Annotated in this window: 19 protein-coding genes; 14 read left to right on the forward strand and 5 right to left on the reverse strand. The window is 73.6% G+C overall.

Features of this window, described 5'->3' with window-relative positions; translation table 11 throughout:
* Window positions 1-130 precede the first annotated feature (130 nt).
* The gene (locus FIP57_RS13655) at window positions 131-1,300 is read left to right on the forward strand and encodes a sensor histidine kinase (protein ID WP_148573987.1); all 1,170 of its coding nucleotides are present in this window, start codon (window positions 131-133) and stop codon (window positions 1,298-1,300) included.
* Window positions 1,297-1,902, forward strand: coding sequence for a response regulator transcription factor (locus FIP57_RS13660; protein ID WP_148573988.1), 606 nt, complete (start codon window positions 1,297-1,299; stop codon window positions 1,900-1,902). Before FIP57_RS13655 ends, FIP57_RS13660 begins: the two co-directional genes overlap by 4 nt.
* 9 nt (window positions 1,903-1,911) lie before the next feature.
* Here FIP57_RS13660 and FIP57_RS13665 read toward each other — a convergent pair whose 3' ends face one another.
* Both FIP57_RS13665 and FIP57_RS13670 read right to left on the reverse strand, forming a co-directional pair.
* Window positions 1,912-2,289 carry a hypothetical protein gene (locus FIP57_RS13665; protein WP_148573989.1) on the reverse strand — a complete coding sequence of 126 codons (378 nt, stop codon included), beginning with the start codon at window positions 2,287-2,289 and terminating at the stop codon, window positions 1,912-1,914.
* Window positions 2,290-2,533: 244 nt separating this feature from the next.
* The gene (locus FIP57_RS13670) at window positions 2,534-3,274 is read right to left on the reverse strand and encodes a DUF3109 family protein (RefSeq protein WP_148573990.1); all 741 of its coding nucleotides are present in this window, start codon (window positions 3,272-3,274) and stop codon (window positions 2,534-2,536) included.
* Between the two features lie 53 nt (window positions 3,275-3,327).
* Between FIP57_RS13670 and FIP57_RS13675 the strand changes: the two genes are divergently transcribed.
* The 9 genes from FIP57_RS13675 (at window position 3,328) to FIP57_RS13715 (ending at window position 10,784) form a co-directional block, all read left to right on the forward strand.
* Window positions 3,328-4,263: a Ppx/GppA family phosphatase gene (locus FIP57_RS13675; RefSeq protein ID WP_148573991.1), complete on the forward strand. Its 936-nt coding sequence runs from the start codon at window positions 3,328-3,330 to the stop codon at window positions 4,261-4,263.
* Window positions 4,260-5,117 carry a sugar phosphate isomerase/epimerase family protein gene (locus tag FIP57_RS13680; RefSeq protein ID WP_148573992.1) on the forward strand — a complete coding sequence of 286 codons (858 nt, stop codon included), beginning with the start codon at window positions 4,260-4,262 and terminating at the stop codon, window positions 5,115-5,117. Before FIP57_RS13675 ends, FIP57_RS13680 begins: the two co-directional genes overlap by 4 nt.
* Window positions 5,114-5,749: a TetR/AcrR family transcriptional regulator gene (locus FIP57_RS13685; RefSeq protein WP_148573993.1), complete on the forward strand. Its 636-nt coding sequence runs from the start codon at window positions 5,114-5,116 to the stop codon at window positions 5,747-5,749. The genes FIP57_RS13680 and FIP57_RS13685 overlap by 4 nt, the downstream gene beginning before the upstream one ends.
* A gap of 50 nt (window positions 5,750-5,799) precedes the next feature.
* Window positions 5,800-6,537 (forward strand): ABC transporter ATP-binding protein, encoded by a 738-nt coding sequence (locus tag FIP57_RS13690; protein WP_203231213.1) that lies wholly within the window; start codon window positions 5,800-5,802, stop codon window positions 6,535-6,537.
* On the forward strand, window positions 6,534-7,271 hold the full coding sequence (locus tag FIP57_RS13695) for an ABC transporter permease (protein WP_148573994.1): 738 nt from the start codon (window positions 6,534-6,536) through the stop codon (window positions 7,269-7,271). Before FIP57_RS13690 ends, FIP57_RS13695 begins: the two co-directional genes overlap by 4 nt.
* Before the next feature lie 50 nt (window positions 7,272-7,321).
* Window positions 7,322-8,269: a proline dehydrogenase family protein gene (locus tag FIP57_RS13700; protein ID WP_476739175.1), complete on the forward strand. Its 948-nt coding sequence runs from the start codon at window positions 7,322-7,324 to the stop codon at window positions 8,267-8,269.
* Between the two features lie 96 nt (window positions 8,270-8,365).
* On the forward strand, window positions 8,366-9,175 hold the full coding sequence (gene proC, locus FIP57_RS13705) for a pyrroline-5-carboxylate reductase (protein WP_148573995.1): 810 nt from the start codon (window positions 8,366-8,368) through the stop codon (window positions 9,173-9,175).
* A 37-nt stretch (window positions 9,176-9,212) separates the two neighbouring features.
* Window positions 9,213-10,409, forward strand: a complete 1,197-nt coding sequence (locus tag FIP57_RS13710; protein ID WP_148573996.1) for an acetoin utilization protein AcuC — start codon at window positions 9,213-9,215, stop codon at window positions 10,407-10,409.
* Window positions 10,410-10,577: 168 nt separating this feature from the next.
* Window positions 10,578-10,784 (forward strand): helix-turn-helix domain-containing protein, encoded by a 207-nt coding sequence (locus FIP57_RS13715; protein WP_148573997.1) that lies wholly within the window; start codon window positions 10,578-10,580, stop codon window positions 10,782-10,784.
* A 63-nt stretch (window positions 10,785-10,847) separates the two neighbouring features.
* Here the strand turns inward: FIP57_RS13715 and FIP57_RS13720 are convergent, their stop codons facing one another.
* Window positions 10,848-11,348 carry a CAP domain-containing protein gene (locus tag FIP57_RS13720; protein WP_148573998.1) on the reverse strand — a complete coding sequence of 167 codons (501 nt, stop codon included), beginning with the start codon at window positions 11,346-11,348 and terminating at the stop codon, window positions 10,848-10,850.
* A gap of 201 nt (window positions 11,349-11,549) precedes the next feature.
* Here FIP57_RS13720 and FIP57_RS13725 point away from each other — a divergent pair, with 201 nt between their 5' ends.
* The 3 genes from FIP57_RS13725 (at window position 11,550) to FIP57_RS13735 (ending at window position 14,101) form a co-directional block, all read left to right on the forward strand.
* On the forward strand, window positions 11,550-11,651 hold the full coding sequence (locus FIP57_RS13725; protein WP_081683056.1) for a 30S ribosomal protein bS22: 102 nt from the start codon (window positions 11,550-11,552) through the stop codon (window positions 11,649-11,651).
* A gap of 130 nt (window positions 11,652-11,781) precedes the next feature.
* Complete coding sequence (locus FIP57_RS13730) at window positions 11,782-12,807, forward strand: NAD-dependent epimerase/dehydratase family protein (RefSeq protein ID WP_148573999.1); 1,026 nt, start codon at window positions 11,782-11,784, stop codon at window positions 12,805-12,807.
* Window positions 12,800-14,101, forward strand: coding sequence for a lysophospholipid acyltransferase family protein (locus FIP57_RS13735; RefSeq protein WP_148574000.1), 1,302 nt, complete (start codon window positions 12,800-12,802; stop codon window positions 14,099-14,101). Before FIP57_RS13730 ends, FIP57_RS13735 begins: the two co-directional genes overlap by 8 nt.
* A gap of 164 nt (window positions 14,102-14,265) precedes the next feature.
* Here FIP57_RS13735 and FIP57_RS13740 read toward each other — a convergent pair whose 3' ends face one another.
* Window positions 14,266-15,468 carry a DUF5667 domain-containing protein gene (locus FIP57_RS13740; RefSeq protein WP_148574001.1) on the reverse strand — a complete coding sequence of 401 codons (1,203 nt, stop codon included), beginning with the start codon at window positions 15,466-15,468 and terminating at the stop codon, window positions 14,266-14,268.
* A 127-nt stretch (window positions 15,469-15,595) separates the two neighbouring features.
* Window positions 15,596-16,399, reverse strand: coding sequence for a sigma-70 family RNA polymerase sigma factor (locus FIP57_RS13745; protein ID WP_238993448.1), 804 nt, complete (start codon window positions 16,397-16,399; stop codon window positions 15,596-15,598).
* Window positions 16,400-16,401 lie beyond the last annotated feature (2 nt).

Consider the following 16,401-nt stretch of genomic DNA (forward strand, 5'->3'; position numbering starts at 1 on the left):
CTGGGCGGTCCGTGGCCGTCGTACGACGATAGGAACCGGCGCCCCGCAGGGCCACCGACATTCCTCACCGACGGGCCGTGACACGTATCAGGCCTGCACCGGACCGCCGGGTCGTGCCACGATCGGACGGATGGCACGGAACGTGGCGAGCAGCTGGGCGCCCGGGTGGGCCGGACGCACGCAGGCGGAACGGATCCGCCTCTACACGCTCGCCTCGTTGTACGCCGGCTTCTGGTGCCTGCTCGGCGTCACCGCCTGGCGGGCCACCGCCGCGGCCGGGGGCGCACCGGGTGGCGTGGCGGTGATGGGGACCGCGCTCGTGCTGGGCGTGGCCGGCGCCGTGGGGATGCACGCGGCGCTGCGGCTGCACCCCGACGAGGGTCCCCTGCCGGCCGGGCCGCTCGCGCTCCTTGCCGGGGCAGCCGTCGTGACCGAGCTCGTGGTCCTCGCGCTGCCGGTGCAGGCGAGGTTCCACGGCGCGATGCTCGTCGTCGGGTCGCTCGCCTTCGGGGCCGGCGGTTTCCGCGACCGGCGGGTCACGTGGGCGCTGCTCGCTCTCGCGCTGCCGGCGGTCCTGCTGCCGACCGGCGACCTCGGGATGGCGGGGTACGCACTCTTCACCGCGGTGTTCCTGATCTTCACCGTCCGCAGTTCGTTCTGGCTCCTCGGCGTCGTCGCCGAGCTGGACGAGGCCCGGCGCACCCAGGCCGCGCTGGCGGTGGCCGAGGAGCGGTTGCGCTTCTCCCGCGACGTGCACGACGTGCTCGGCCGCAGGTTGTCCACGATCGCGTTGCAGGCCGAGCTCGCGGCGTCGCTCGCCGAGCGCGACGACGCCCGCGCGCCCGAGCAGGCCCTACAGGTGAGGGAGACCGCCCACGAGGCGTTGCGGGAGGCCCGCGAGCTGGCCCAGGGGTACCGGCCGCTGGACCTGGCGCACGAGGTCGACGGCGCGGTCTCCCTGCTGCGGTCGGCCGGCATCGACGCGCGGGCGGACCTCGACCGGCTGCCGGAGCGGTGGCACGAGCCGGTGGCCCGGGTCGTCCGGGAGTGCGTGACCAACGTGCTGCGCCACTCGAGGGCCACGTGCGTGACCATGCGGTACGCGGACGGCGAGGTCGTGCTCCGCAACGACGGTGTCGCCGACGTCCCCCGCCAGCGCGCCGGTGACGGCGGCGGCACGGGGCTGCGCTCCTTGGAGGAGCAGCTCGCCCCGCTCGGCGCGCACGTGCGCACCGAGCGGTCCGGCGACCAGTTCGTCGCCCGGGTGCGGATCGACGCCGGGTCAGGCGGCGGCTCGTGATCCGGCTCCTGCTCGCCGACGACGAGAACGTCGTCCGCACCGCGCTCGCCCAGCTGCTCGACCTCGAGCCGGACCTCGAGGTGGTGGCGGAGGCGCCGGACGGGGCCCGGGCCGTGGCGGCGGCGCTCGACGCCGTGCCCGACGTGGCGGTGCTGGACCTCCAGCTGCCGGACCGCGACGGCATCGACGTCGCCCGCGAGATCGGCGAGCGGCTGCCGGACTGCGCGTCGGTGATCCTCACCAGCCACGGGCGTCCGGGACACCTCAAGCGCGCGCTGGGCGAAGGGGTCTCGGGGTTCCTGCCGAAGACCACCTCGGCCGAGACGCTCGCCGAGGTGGTCCGGACCGTGCACGCCGGCGGGCGTCACGTCGACCCCGACCTCGCCGCGGGAGCGATCGCCGCCGGCGACTCCCCGTTGACGCCGCGCGAGTCGGACGTGCTCGAGGCGGCGGCCGGGGGTGCTCCGGTCGAGGCCATCGCGGCCCGGGTGCACCTGTCGCCCGGCACGGTGCGCAACTACCTGTCGAGCGCGTCGGCCAAGCTCGGGGTCGGCAACCGGCACGAGGCGGTCGCGAAGGCGCGGCAGCTCGGCTGGATCTGAGCGGGCACGTCACGCTTCCGCCTTCTGCCAGTCGCTGCACTTGATCACGACGATGCCGTCGCGGTAGCACATCCGGATCTTGATGTCGGTGCCCTCGAACAGGTCCCACACCCGCGAGCGGGACTTTCCGACGCCGGCGACGTGCAGGATGCCGAGCGGTGCGCTCAACGTGTCCCGCCGGTAGTTCGCCTCGATCGAGATCCCGTCCTTCTTGTTGTCGGACACGGAGATCTTGTCCCCGCTGTGCGCCCACGCGACGGTGCCGCGGGACGTCGAGATCGCCTCGCTGGAGCCGGCGTGGGCGGCCGGTGCGGTCAGCAGCAGCCCCGCCCCTGCCAGCAGCGATCCCCAGAACACGGCAGCGACGCGTCGTCCTTCTGCAGCCACGGTTCTCCTCCTCCGGTGTCGAAGGTCCGGCCGCCCTGGCCGGACCCGTCGACGCTAGGAAGCGGCACGCGGGCACCGGTAGGAAGAGATGTCACCGGCCCCTGGTGCGATCTGTCACCGGCCCAGCTCGCGGTCACGCCCGCGATCGCGTCGTACTTCCCTCGAGAATCTGGTGCTCCCCATCGGCTGCAACCTGTGGGGAGCACCGGTTTCCCATGGCGCCATGGGAAACCGCATCCCTTCGTCAGCGCGGGTCGGCGGGGTGCAGCGCCAGCGCGCTGCGGGAGCGCAGGTGCTCGTGGCAGTGCCGGGCCAGCTCGTCGTACGCCGGTCGCCCCATCAGCTCGACGAGCTCGGCCTCGTTCGACTCGAACACCGGGGCGGTGCCGACGTGGGCCTCGGTGTTGCCCGAGCAGTACCAGTCGAGGTCGTGGCCGCCCGGACCCCAGCCGCGGCGGTCGTACTCGGCGATCGTGATCTCGAGGTAGCTCTCGCCGTCGGGCAGCTCGACGTCGCGGTAGGTGCGCCGGATCGGCAGCTGCCAGCAGACGTCGGGCTTCGTCTGCACGAAGTGCAGCCCGCGGTTGAGCGCGTAGCCGTGCAGCGCGCAGCCGGCGCCGCCGGAGAAGCCCGGGCGGTTGAGGAAGATGCAACCGCCTTTGTGGACACGGGTCTTGCGCTCACCGTCCTCGTCGACCTCGACCCAGCCGCGCCGCCCGGCGCGGTGGTTCTGCCACTCCGCGGGGGTAAGCCGGGCGACGTGCTCGGCGACCCGCTTCTCGTCGTCCTCGTCGGCGAAGTGGGCGCCCAGCGTGCAGCAGCCGTCGTCGGGACGGTCGGCGTAGATCCCCTGGCAGCCGCTGCCGAAGATGCAGGTCCAGCGCGACGTCAGCCACGTGAGGTCGCAGCGGAACACCTGGTCCGCGTCGGCCGGGTCGCGGAATTCGACCCAGGCGCGGGGAAACACGAGATCGACCTCCGGCACAGCGGGGAGCCTAGCCCCGCGGACAACCTGCCCCGGACGGGTACGTTGGCCCCGTGCGACTGGGCGTCCTCGACATCGGCTCCAACACCGGACACCTGCTGGTGGTCGACGCCCACCTCGGTGCGGCGCCGTTGCCGGCGTTCTCCTTCAAGCGACCCCTGCGGCTCGCCGAGCACCTCGACGACGACAACCGGCTGCGCGAGTCCGGGATCACCGCGCTGGTCGAGTTCGTCCGGGGTGCCCTGGTGGTCGCCGAGGACAAGGGGTGCGAGGAGATGCTCGGCTTCGCGACCTCGGCGGTGCGCGACGCGGGCAACTCCGAGGCGGTGCTGAGCCGGGTCAAGCTCGAGGCCGGCGTGGCGCTCGAGGTCCTGCCCGGCGAGGACGAGGCGCGGCTCACCTTCCTCGCCGTACGCCGGTGGTTCGGCTGGTCCTCGGGACGGCTGGCGGTCTTCGACATCGGCGGGGGATCGCTCGAGATCGCGGTCGGCAGCGACGAGGCGCCGGACGTGGCCCAGTCGCTGCCGCTCGGGGCGGGGCGGCTCACCCGCGACCACCTGCGCAGCGACCCGCCCGACCCCGCGGTGGTGCGGGAGCTGCGCCGTCGGATCCGCGCCGACATCGCCCGGAACGCCGGTGCGGTGCTTCGGGTCGGGACCCCGGACCACACCGTGGCGACCTCGAAGACGTTCCGGTCGCTCGCCCGGATCTGCGGCGCCGCGCCGTCGGGCGAGGGGCCGCTGGTGAAGCGGGCGCTGCCTGCAGAGGTGCTCCGCGAGCGGCTCCCGTCGCTGACCGGGCTCGACGACGCGGGCCGTCGGGCGCTCCCCGGTGTCTCCCCGGACCGCTCGCACCAGATCCTCGCGGGCGCCCTCGTGGCGGACGCGGTGATGGACATCTTCGGCCTGACCGAGCTCGAGATCTGCCCCTGGGCGCTGCGGGAGGGGATCATCCTCGAGCGGCTCGACGCACTGCGGGTCGCGGGATGAGCAGGGGCTCCGGCTCCGCTGCGGAGCCACCCGGTCGCGTCGCGTTGTCGACGGCGTCGGTCTACCCCGAGAGCACCGCGACCGCGTTCGAGCTCGCCACGCGGCTCGGCTACGACGCCGTCGAGGTGATGGTCGGGACCGACGAGACCAGCACCGAGCCGGCGCAGGTCCGCCACCTCTCCGAGTACCACGCGCTCCCGGTCTGCGCGATCCACGCCCCCACGCTGCTGCTGACGCAGCGGGTCTGGGGCACCGAGCCCTGGGGCAAGCTCGAGCGGAGCGCCGAGATGGCGCACGAGGTCGGAGCCGGCACCGTCGTCGTGCACCCGCCGTTCCGCTGGCAGCGCGACTACGCCCGCGGGTTCGTCGAGGGGATCGCGTCCCTGGAGGAGCGCACCGGGATCGTCTTCGCGGTCGAGAACATGTACCCCTGGCGCGCGTCGCGCCGGGAGATGGAGGTCTACGCGCCGCACTGGGACCCGATCGGGCTCGAGTACGCCCACACCACCCTCGACGTGTCACACGCCGCGACCGCCCGCGAGGACTGCCTCGACCTCGCCCGGCGGATGGGCCCGTCGCTGCACCACGTGCACCTCACCGACGGCACCGGCACCGCGAAGGACGAACACCTCATCCCCGGCCGCGGCAACCAGCCGGTGGCCGGGTTGCTCGAGCACCTCGCCACCACCGGGTTCTCGGGCCACCTGGTGCTCGAGGTCAACACCCGCCGCTCCGGGGGGCGCAGCGGCCGCGAGACCGACCTCATCGAGGGGCTCGCGTTCGCCCGGCTGCACTTCGCGGCGCCGTACGCCCCGGACCGGAGTGGCGACCGGCGACGGGAGCTGCCCGGATGAGCCGCACCACCTCGAGCACCGCCGACGGCGGCGCGGGCGAGCGGCAGCGCGGTCGCCGGCCCGGGGCGCCCGACACCCGCGGGCGGATCCTCGAGGTCGCGCGGGAGTCCTTCGCCGAGCGCGGCTTCCGGGCCACGACCATCCGCGGGGTCGCCGCGGCCGCGGGTGTCGACGCCGCGCTCGTGCACCACTATTTCGGCACGAAGGACGACCTGTTCCTGGCGGCGCTCCGCGTGCCGGTCGACCCGCGGGCCGTGCTCCCCACCGTCTTCGAGCAGGGCACCGACGGGGCCGCCGCCCGACTGCTGACCGCGGTGCTGGGCGTGTGGGACCAGCCCGAGGGGAGGCTCCAGCTGGTCTCGGTGCTGCGCGCCAGCCTCGGGGACGCCGGCAGCTCGCTGCTGCAGGACGGCTTCCTGCGGCTGGTCGAGCAGGGGCTGGCGGGGGTGCTGCCGGGACCCGACCCGCGGCTGCGTGCGCAGCTGGTGGCGACGCAGATGCTGGGGCTGCTGCTGGCCCGCTACGTGCTGGTGCTGGAGCCGCTGGCGTCGCTGCCGCGCAGCGCGGTGGTCGAGCTCGTCGCCCCGAACCTCCAGCGCTACCTCGACGGCCCTCTGGACCAGCGGGGCTGAGCCACCCGTCCCCCTTGACGGGTGCCCGGTCGCGGTCGCATATTCAACACATGATGAATTACGCCACCGAGGCCGCCGTCGTCGTCGAGGAGCTCGTGGTCGACCGGGGCCGGACGCGCGCCGTCGACCACGTCTCGTTCGTCGCCCGCGCCGGGGAGGTGACGGGGCTGCTGGGCCCCAGCGGCTGCGGGAAGACCTCGCTGATGCGCGCCCTCGTCGGCGTCCAGGTGGTCGCCTCCGGCTCGGTCACGGTGCAGGGCCTCCCCGCCGGCCACCGCGAGCTGCGGGACCGGATCGGTTACGTCACCCAGGCGCCGAGCGTGTACGAGGACCTGACCGTCGACGAGAACCTGCGGTTCTTCGCCCAGGTGCTCGGCGTCGGCGACGGCCAGGTCGACGAGGTCCGCCAGGCCGTGGACCTCACCGAGCGCGGCGGCTCGCGCGTCGCTGAGCTCTCCGGCGGACAGCGCTCGCGCGTGAGCCTCGCCGTCGCGCTCCTCGGCTCCCCGTCGCTGCTGGTGCTCGACGAGCCGACGGTGGGGCTCGACCCCGTGCTCCGGCAGGAGCTGTGGGGGCTCTTCCACCGGCTCGCCGCGGACGGCGCCGCGGTGCTGGTCTCCAGCCACGTGATGGACGAGGCCGAGCGGTGCGACCGGCTCCTGCTGATGCGCGAGGGGAAGCTGATCGCCGACGACACCCCGGGCGGGCTGCTCGGCAGCACCGGCAGCGCCGACGTCGAGTCGGCGTTCCTCACCCTCGTCGGCGCCCCGGCGGGAGGTGCGCGATGAGCCTCCGCATCACCCTGGCCGTGACCCGTCGGGTGCTGACCCAGCTCCGCCACGACCACCGGACGCTGGCGCTGCTGCTGGTCCTGCCCTGCCTCGTCCTGGGGCTGCTGCGCTGGATGTACGACGAGCAGCAGGCCGTCTTCGACACGCTCGCGCCGGCCCTGCTCGCCCTGATCCCGTTCATCGTGATGTTCCTCGTCACCAGCGTCACCACGCTGCGCGAGCGCTCGTCGGGGACGCTGGAACGGCTGCTCGCGATGCCCACCGGCAAGCTCGACCTGCTGCTCGGCTACGCCCTGGCCTTCGGGCTCGTCGCCGCCGTGCAGTCCGCGCTCGCGGTGGCGCTCTGCGTGTGGCCTCTCGGCATGCGCGTCGACGGCTCGGTGGCGCTGCTGGTCGTGGTGGCGGTCGTCGACGCGGTCTGCGGGACGGCGTTCGGGCTGTTCGTCTCGGCGTTCGCGCGGACGGAGTTCCAGGCAGTGCAGTTCATGCCTGCAGTGGTCTTCCCCCAGCTGCTGCTCTGCGGGCTGTTCCTCGACCGGGACCGGCTGCCGGACGTGCTGTCCGCGGTGAGCGACGTGCTTCCGCTGTCCTACGCGGTCGACGCCATGGACGCCGTCGTCGCCGGTGCCGACGGCGCCGGCGAGGTGGCGGGGGAGCTCGGGGTGGTCCTCGGCTTCGTCGCCCTGCTGCTCGCCCTCGGGGCCGCCACGCTGCGCCGGCGCACGCCCTGAGCCGGCGGCCGCCGTAGCCTGGGCCCGGAACACGTCCCGACGGTGCGGAGGTGCAGGTGCTGCGGCAGGCCCTTCTCGCGGTGTCCCGCAGCGAGCGCGTGCGCGACCTCGTCACCGCCACCCCGGTCTCGGCGGCGGTCGTCGCGCGCTACGTCCCGGGGGAGACCACCGACGACGCCATCGACGCCACGCGCCGCCTCGTCGACGACGGCCTGCAGGTGAGCCTCGACCACCTCGGCGAGGACACCACCGACCGGGAGCAGGCCGGGGCCGCCGCCGCGGCGTACGTCAATGTGCTCGGGCTGCTCGCCGAGCAGGGGCTGACCCCCGCCGCCGAGGTGTCGCTGAAGCTCTCCGCGGTCGGTCAGGCGCTGCCCGGCAGCGGCCCGCGCTCCGGGGAGCGGGTGGCGCTCGAGCACGCCCGCGCCGTCTGCCGCGCCGCCCGCAACGCGGGCACCACCGTGACCCTCGACATGGAGGACCACCGCACCACCGACTCGACGCTCCGCGTCCTGCGCGAGCTGCGGCAGGACTTCCCGGAGACCGGCGCGGTCCTGCAGGCCTACCTCCGACGGACCGAGGCCGACTGCCGCGATCTGGCGGTCGAGGGCTCACGCGTCCGGCTCTGCAAGGGCGCCTACCGCGAGCCTGCCTCGGTCGCCTTCCAGAACCGGCTCGAGGTGGACCGGTCCTACGTGCGGTGCCTGAAGGTGCTGATGGAAGGCGACGGCTACCCGATGGTCGCGACCCACGACCCCCGGCTGGTGGCGATCGCGGCGGAGCTCGCCGCGCGGGCCGGCCGGGAGCCCGGGTCGTGGGAGTACCAGATGCTCTACGGCGTCCGGCCCGAGGAGCAGCGGCGGCTCCGCGCCGAGGGCCACACGGTGCGCGTCTACGTGCCGTACGGCGCGGAGTGGTACGGCTACCTGATGCGCCGGCTGGCCGAGCGCCCCGCCAACCTGACCTTCTTCCTCCGCTCGCTGGTCTCCCGCTCCTAGGGCTCGGGGTACGCGGGCCGCGGTGCCCGGAGCGGAGCGGGGGACTCCAGCGGCTTGCAAGGCCCCGAGCCAATTCGACGCAGTAGTGTCGCGCGCATGGGTGCACAGGTCGCCATCATCGGTGCGGGCGTCATGGGGGAGACCCTCCTCTCGGGGCTGGTGCGGGCCGGCCGCCCGGCGGACACGCTGCTCGTCGGGGAGAAGCGGCCGGAGCGGGCCGCCGAGCTGACCGAGCGCTACGGCGTCGAGGTCGTCGACAACCGCACCGCGACCCGCCGCGCCGACACCGTCGCCGTGGTCGTGAAGCCGCAGGACATGGCCGCGTTGCTCGACGAGATCGCCCCCGAGCTGCGGCAGGGGCAGCTGCTGGTCTCGCTGGCCGCCGGCATCACCACCTCGTTCGTCGAGGCGCGGATCCCCGACGGCGTGGCCGTCGTCCGGGTCATGCCGAACACCCCCGCTCTCGTCGACGAGGGGATGGCCGCGATCTCCCGCGGCTCGCACTGCGACGAGCAGCACCTCGTCGAGGCCGAGTCGCTGATGGCGTCGACCGGCCGCGTCCTCCGCGTCCCCGAGAAGCAGCAGGACGCGGTCACCGCGATCAGCGGTTCCGGGCCGGCGTACCTCTTCTTCGTGGTCGAGGCGATGATCGAGGCAGGCGTGCACCTCGGGCTGCCGCGCACCACCGCCACCGACCTCGTCGTCCAGACCGTGGTCGGCTCGGCGAAGCTGCTCCGCGAGACCGGCGAGCACCCGACGGTGCTCCGCGAGCAGGTCACCTCGCCGGGCGGCACCACCGCCGCCGCGGTCCGCGAGCTCGAGGACCACAAGGTGCGCGCCGCGTTCCTGACCGCGATGGAGGCCGCGCGGGACCGCTCCCGGCGGCTCGCGGAGGAGGCCGGGTGACGCGCCCGGCCGGGCATCCCGACCGCGGGTGCGGCCGGTGACCGGTCCCGCATGCGTGGTGTTCGACCCGTCGCTCGTCGACTACGACTTCGGGGGCGAGCACCCGATGGACCCGGTGCGCGTCGACCTGACCATCCGGCTGGCCGACGAGCTCGGCCTGGTCAGCGCGGGTGGCTCGGGCGGCGGGGTGCTTCCGACCGTCCCCGCACCGGTCGCCTCCGACGAGCTGGTCCTCACCGTCCACGACGAGTCGATGGTCGAGGCGGTGAAGCGTGTGGGCGCCGACCCGTCGCGCCCCGACCTGGCCCACGGGCTGGGCACCGAGGACAACCCGACGTTCGAGGGGATGCACGAGGCCTCCGCGCACGTCGTCGGCGCCTCCGTCGAGGCGGCCCGTCGGGTCTGGACCGGCGAGGTGCTGCACGCCGCGAACGTCAGCGGCGGGCTCCACCATGCGATGCCCGACCGGGCCAGCGGCTTCTGCATCTACAACGACGTCGCCGTCGCGATCCGGTGGCTGCTCGACAACGGCGCGGAGAAGGTGGCGTACGTCGACGTGGACGTGCACCACGGGGACGGCGTCCAGGCGGTGTTCTGGGACGACCCGCGGGTGCTCACGATCAGCCTCCACGAGACCGGCCAGATGCTGTTCCCCGGCACCGGCTTCCCCGACGAGGTCGGCGGCCCGGGTGCCGAGGGGTCGGCGGTCAACGTGGCGCTCCCGCCGGGCACCTCCGACGCGGGGTGGCTCCGGGCCTTCCACGCGGTCGTCCCGCCGCTGGTCCGCGCCTTCGAGCCCGACGTGCTGGTCACCCAGCACGGCTGTGACTCGCACGTCGAGGACCCGCTGGCGCACCTGATGCTCACCGTCGACGGCCAGCGGGCGTCGTACGAGGCGCTGCACGACCTGGCGCACGAGGTCTGCGAGGGGCGGTGGGTCGCGACCGGGGGCGGCGGGTACGCGGTCGTCGACGTCGTCCCGCGCGCCTGGAGCCACCTGCTCGGGATCGTCGCCGGGGCGCCGATCGACCCCTCGACGCCGGTCCCGGAGGGGTGGCGCGAGCACGTCCTGACCCGGCTCGGGCGGGCGGCGCCGCTGCGGATGACCGACGGCCGCTCCCCGGTCTACCGCGACTGGCGGAAGGGGTACGACCCGGACACCTGGCTGGACCGGGCGGTCCACGCGGCCCGGACGGCAGCCTTCCCCCTCCACGGGATGGATCCATTCCCGTAGGGTTTCGTCGCGGAATGTCCAGACGACACGCCACTCGGAGTTAACTTTTTGCGCAAGTTGTGTCCGTAGTCTCACTGGTCACACTAGGCTCTGCCGTTGAAAGCGCATCGTCGTTCCTCCGGTGGGGAAGCCGGAGGCGTGTCGCTTGAAGAGAGAGCGGTGCTGCACATGGGCGAGTCCACCTCAGGAGACATCTCCGGGGTCAAGTTCCTCACGGTCGCCGAGGTCGCGACGGTGATGCGCGTCTCCAAGATGACCGTCTACCGCCTCGTGCACTCCGGCGAGCTGCCCGCGGTGCGGGTCGGCCGTTCGTTCCGGGTGCCCGAGGACGCGGTGAACGAGTACCTCCAGCGGAGCTTCTTCCAGACCGGCTGATCAAGGTCGGACGGTGCCGGCACGGGGCTCCCGTGCCGGCTTCCGCCGCGCCCCCGCCCGGGGTCAGAGCCGGGTGAAGTCCGCGGCGACGACCCACCCGCGCGAGTCGCGGGCGGCTCCGATGCCCACGTGGGTGGCCTGCCGGCTGAGCAGGATCGCCCGGTGGCCGTCAGAGCGCATCCACATGCGCACCATCCGGGCCGGCTCGACCCGTCCGTAGGCGAGCGTCTCGCCTGCCCAGCGTGCTCCGCACCGGTTGATCAGCGGCCGGAGGCTCTGGTGCTCGAAGGAGCCGGTCCGCGCCAGGTGGCGGCCCCACCGCTCGGCGACCCGGTCGGTGCACCGGTCGAACCGCACCGGGCGGAGCCCGTGGGCGGCGCGGCGCTTGTTCACGGCCTTCTGCAGCTGCTTCTCGTAGCGGTCGGCCGCAGGGGCCGCGGCGGCCTGGGCGGCCTCGGCGGGTGCGGCGAGCGGTGAGGGCGGGATCCCGACGGTCACGGCGAGGGTCGCCAGGGCGGCCACCAGCAGGGCGAGGCCGCGTCGGGGGTCCGGGAGGGTGGTCATGGGGGCGCTCCTGTCCCGTCGTACGGACCCCGCCACCGTACGGGCGGCCCGGAACCGGCTGCCGCGGCCCGGGCAGGCGTGAGGTCCGCCACCGACCGCCGTGGTTCGCGAGGGTTTCCCGCGCGGTTACGCTTGGTCCCTCATGGTCTCGGCCGGGTGGCTGCACGTCGCCGGGCGGACCTCCAAGGCGAAAGGTTCCACGTGGGTTCTGTCATCAAGAAGCGTCGCAAGCGCATGGCGAAGAAGAAGCACCGCAAGCTGCTCAAGAAGACGCGCGTCCAGCGTCGTCGTCTCGGCAAGTGACTGATGGTTTCCCGCTGCGGCGGGGGACCAGGCCGGCCCGCGCCCAGAGGGTCGGCTGCACCGCTGGGTAGCTCAGTTCGGCGTCCATGCTGCTGGATCGGGGCCAGCAGGGAGGGAGCTCGGGGAACAGATGGGTCGGATCATCCTGGTCACGGGGGTGTCCAACGACCTCGGGGGCCGGTTCGCCCGTCGCATCGCCTCCGACCCTGAGGTCGACCGGGTGATCGGCGTCGACGTCGTACCTCCACGTCGCGACCTCGGTGCCGTGCGCTTCGTGCGCGCCGACATCCGCAACCCCGTGATCGCCAAGGTGATCGCCGGGGAGGACGTCGACACCGTGGTCCACACCTCGGTGGTCGCCAGCGCCGGCCAGCTCGGCGGGCGCACCTCGATGAAGGAGCACAACGTCATCGGGACGATGCAGCTCCTCGCCGCCTGCCAGCGCGCACCGGGGCTCGAGCGGCTCGTCGTGAAGTCGTCGGCGGAGGTCTACGGAGCCTCCAACCGCGACCCGGCGATGTTCACCGAGGAGATGTCGGCCCGACGGCAGCCGCGCGGCGGCTACGGCAAGGACGTGCTCGAGGTCGAGGGCTACGTCCGCGGGTTCTCGCGCCGCCGCCCCGACATGACCGTCACGCTGCTGCGCAACGCGACGACGCTGTCGTCGTACACCCGCTCGCCGCTCGCGGACTACTTCCGGCTCAGCCCGGTCCCCAAGGTCCTCGGGTACGACGCACGCGTGCAGCTGCTCCACTACGACGACCTCGTGGCCGTCCTGCACCACGCCGCGCTCGCCGGGGTGCACGGCACGTTCAACGTCGCCGGGGACGGCGTGCTGGCGATGTCCCAGGCGATCCGGAAGCTCGGTCGCGGGATGGTGCCGGTGCCCGCCCTCGCGATGGCCACGGCGGGCACGCTCGTGCGCCAGGCGCGGCTCGGGCTCTCCGGGTTCTCCTCCGAGCAGCTCCAGCTGCTGACCTACGGCCGCGGCCTCGACACCACGCGGATGCGTGCCGTGCTCGGCTTCGAGCCGAGGTACACCACCGAGCAGGCGCTCACCGAGTTCGCCACCTCCCTGCCCCGCCCGCTGGCCACGCACCCGGTGCTGGCCGCCGACCAGCTCCTCAGCGGAGCCCTCGGGAGTCCTCATGGCTGACGCCGAGATCATCCCGCTCGGCACCCGCGGCCGGCCCGGCCGCGGCACCGGCCGTGACAAGCCCTCCTCGTCGTCGCGCTCGCTCGCGCCCGGCGGCCAGCGCTCCGCTCCCGCCCCCTCCGACCGGGCGCCCGACGAGGTCGTGGACGCCGCGGCTCCGGTCGACCAGGTCGTGGTCTCCGCCGACCCCACGGTGCCCGAGCAGGGTCGCGCGGACGACCCGGCCGACGTCGCGGAGCAGGTGGCCGACGAGTCGGCCCCGGCGGTCGACGCTCCGGACGCCGAGGTGACCCGGCTGCCGGTGCCCGAGCCGGAGGCCGCCGCCGACGAGGAGGCGCCTGAGCCGTCCTCGACCGTCGTCGGCGGCAGCGAGCCGGCCACCGCCGGCGAGCGCCGCCGCGGGCTCCCGCTCACCGAGCTGCTCACCGCAGCCCGGTCGGCGGCTCACCTGGTCTTCGGCGACGACGCCGAGCGCAAGCTCGCCGAGCTGCTGGCGTTCGCGCGCCGCCGGGTGACCGGTGACTACGAGATCGACGAGTACGGCCTCGACCCGGAGATCACCGAGCGGTTCCTCATGGAGATGGTCCGCCCGCTGGCGACCAAGTGGTTCCGCGTGGAGGTCCGCGGCGCGGAGAACATCCCCACCGACGGCGGCGCGCTCGTGGTCGCCAACCACTCCGGCACGATCCCGCTCGACGGCGTGATCACGATGTTCTCGGTCAAGGAGACCACCGGCCGCAACCTCCGCCCGCTCGGCGCCGACCTGGTGTTCCGGCTCCCCTTCGTCGGAGAGCTCGCCCGCAAGGGTGGCGCGACGCTGGCCTGCAACGAGGATGCGGTCCGGATGCTGTCCCACGGCGAGCTCGCCGCGGTCTGGCCCGAGGGGTTCAAGGGGATCGGCAAGCCGTACTCGGAGCGGTACAAGCTCCAGCGGTTCGGCCGGGGCGGCTTCGTCTCGGCGGCGATCCGGACCGGCGTACCGATCGTGCCGTGCTCGATCGTCGGCGCCGAGGAGATCTACCCGCTCGTCGGCAACGTGCCCGCGCTCGCCCGGCTCCTCGGGCTGCCGTACATCCCGATCACGCCGTTCTTCCCCTTGCTCGGTCCGCTCGGCCTGGTGCCGCTGCCGTCGAAGTGGATCATCGAGTTCGGCGAGCCGATCCGCACCGACTCGTTCGACCCCGGCGCCGCCGAGGACCCGATGCTGGTCTTCAACGTCACCGACCAGGTGCGCGAGACGATCCAGCAGACGCTCTACACGCTCCTCATGCGGCGGAAGTCCGTCTTCCACTGACCCGTCCGAGTCCGTGTTGAGTCGCCCCTCGTGGCGCGCGGACGTGCGTTGAGCCGCCCTTCCTGGTGCGCCACTACGGGCGGTTCAACACCAACCCGTGCGTGTTCAGCCGCCCTTTCTGGTGCGCCACCAAGGGCGGTTCAACACCGACCAGCGCGGGCGGGTCAGGGGAGCAGCGAGTCGAGGAGCGGGTCGAGCCCGGGGAGCAGCTGCTTGGCGCCGTCGTTGACGTCGCCGAGCAGACCGCGGTCACGCTGCTTGCCGCCGGTGTCGCCCTGGTCGCCCTGGTCGCCCTGGTCGCCCTGGCCGCCGCCCTGGTCGCCCTTGTCGGTGCCGCCGAGGTCCGGCAGCAGCCCACCGTCGTCGGGCAGCAGCCCGCCGTCGTCCTGCGGCTGGCCACCGCCCTTGCCGGGGTCGGTGGCGTCGGTGCCCTGCGGGGGCTCCTGGCCGGGCTGCTCCTGCCCCTGCGGCGGGACGCCCTGGCCACCCTTCGTGCCGGCGTCCGGCAGCGGCGGGTGGTCGTTGCCGAGCTGGGCCCGCCGGGTGGCGTCGAGGGCCCGGTTCGCCTCCTCGGCGGCGAGGAAGAGTGGCGGCATCTCGAGGGCCGGCTCGCCCTCGGCGCAGGTCGGGCAGGCCGCGGTCGCCTGCCCGTCGATGCGGAGCAGTGCGGCGGCGGCGTCCGCGAGGTCGTCCTGGTGCTCGCCCTCGGCGGAGGCAGCGACCTCCTGCAGGGTGGCGAGCGAGTCCCGGGCGAACGAGCGGAGCTCGACGACGACGTCGCCGTCCTGCGACTCGTCGAACGCGGTGAGCAGCAGCGCCGAACCCGCCTGCGCCTGGGAGGTGAAGTCGTCGACGGTGCCCGGCACCCGGCTCTCGGCGGAGGTGCCGACCAGGCCCTGGACCTCGGTGAGCCGCCGGTCGGCCTGCGCCAGCAGGTCGTGGCCCTTGGCGGCGTCGTCGCGGGAGAGGTCGGCCTGGGCCTTCTCGATCCCCCGCTTGATCGGGTAGAGCGCGTCGCCCGGCAGCGCGTCCTGCGACGCGACGGCCATGCCGGCGGAGCCGCCGACCAGCACGAACGACGACGCGAGCAGCGCGAGCCGGCGCTCCCGCGCACCCCGCCTGCGCGGGTGGAGGGTGAGCGTCGCGTCCTCCGCGAGGCTCCGCTGGGCCTCCGCCACCAGCTGCTCGCGCAGCGCCGCGGTGAACTCGGGCCGTGGCCGCGGCAGCTCCGGCGCGGAGCGCAGGGTGCCGACGAGGTCGACCAGCTCCCTCAGCTCGGGAGAGGCAGGGTTCGGCTGCGTGCCGGGGGAGTCGATCGCGGCCGCGAACTCCTCCGCGCGCTTCCGCGCACCCAGGAGGGAGGTCATCGCAGTGTTCCTGTCTCGAGAGCAAGCCCCGCTGTCGGGTCCGTCATCCAGGTCAACGAGCCGGACACGCGCGTGGTTACGCGGTCGGAGCCGGACATTTGAACCTTCATCCTCGGTGCACGGCCGTTCACCGGAAGTCCTCCGGGAGCAGCTTGGCGAGGTTGCGGACCGCCCGGAGCTGGAGCTGCTTGATCGCCCCGTCGCTCCGCCCGAGGACCTGGGCGGTCTCGGCGATCGAGAACCCCTGGAGGAACCGCATGATCAGGCACTCCTGCTGCTCCGGCGGCAGCTTCTTGAGCGCCGCGAGGAGCGCCTCGTTGGTGAGGGTGGCCAGCACGGCGACCTCGGGACCGTCGGTGGCGGAGTCGTGCGGGCTCATGTCCTCGGTGGTGGACTCGAGCCGCGTCCGGCTGGCCTTGAAGTGGTCGGTGGTGAGGTTCCGGGCGATCGTCATCAGCCACGCGCCGAAGTCCTTGCCCTGCCAGCGGAACGAGCTCATGCTCCGCAGCGCCCGGAAGAACGTCTCCGAAGTGAGGTCCTCGGCCAGCGCGACCGAGCCGACCCGGTAGTACAGGAACCGGTAGACCGACCCCTGGTAGTGGTCGTAGAGCATCCCGAACGCGTCCGCGTCTCCCGCCCGGGCCAGCTCGACGAGGGCGATCAGCCGGTCGCCCTCGGCCTGGTCGGTCGCCGAGGAGACGGCGAGGTCGCGGTCCGACGCCGGCTCGGGCTCGGAGCCGCCGGACCGCGTCTTGACGACGGCCTCGGCGAGCAGCCACGGCTCCCGGCGTACGGCGGGAGGGTCGGCGTGCGGAGCGGCGCCTGCAGCGGCCGGCGCCGGCGACGGGCCGGCCATCTCGGCGAGCGCCCCTGCGAGGGCATGGCGGAGCGCGAGGAGCCCACGACCGAACGGGTCGTCGTTGGCGAACATGG

The sequence above is a fragment of the Nocardioides caldifontis genome (genome assembly GCF_008087345.1).
Classification (GTDB): domain Bacteria; phylum Actinomycetota; class Actinomycetes; order Propionibacteriales; family Nocardioidaceae; genus Marmoricola_A; species Marmoricola_A caldifontis.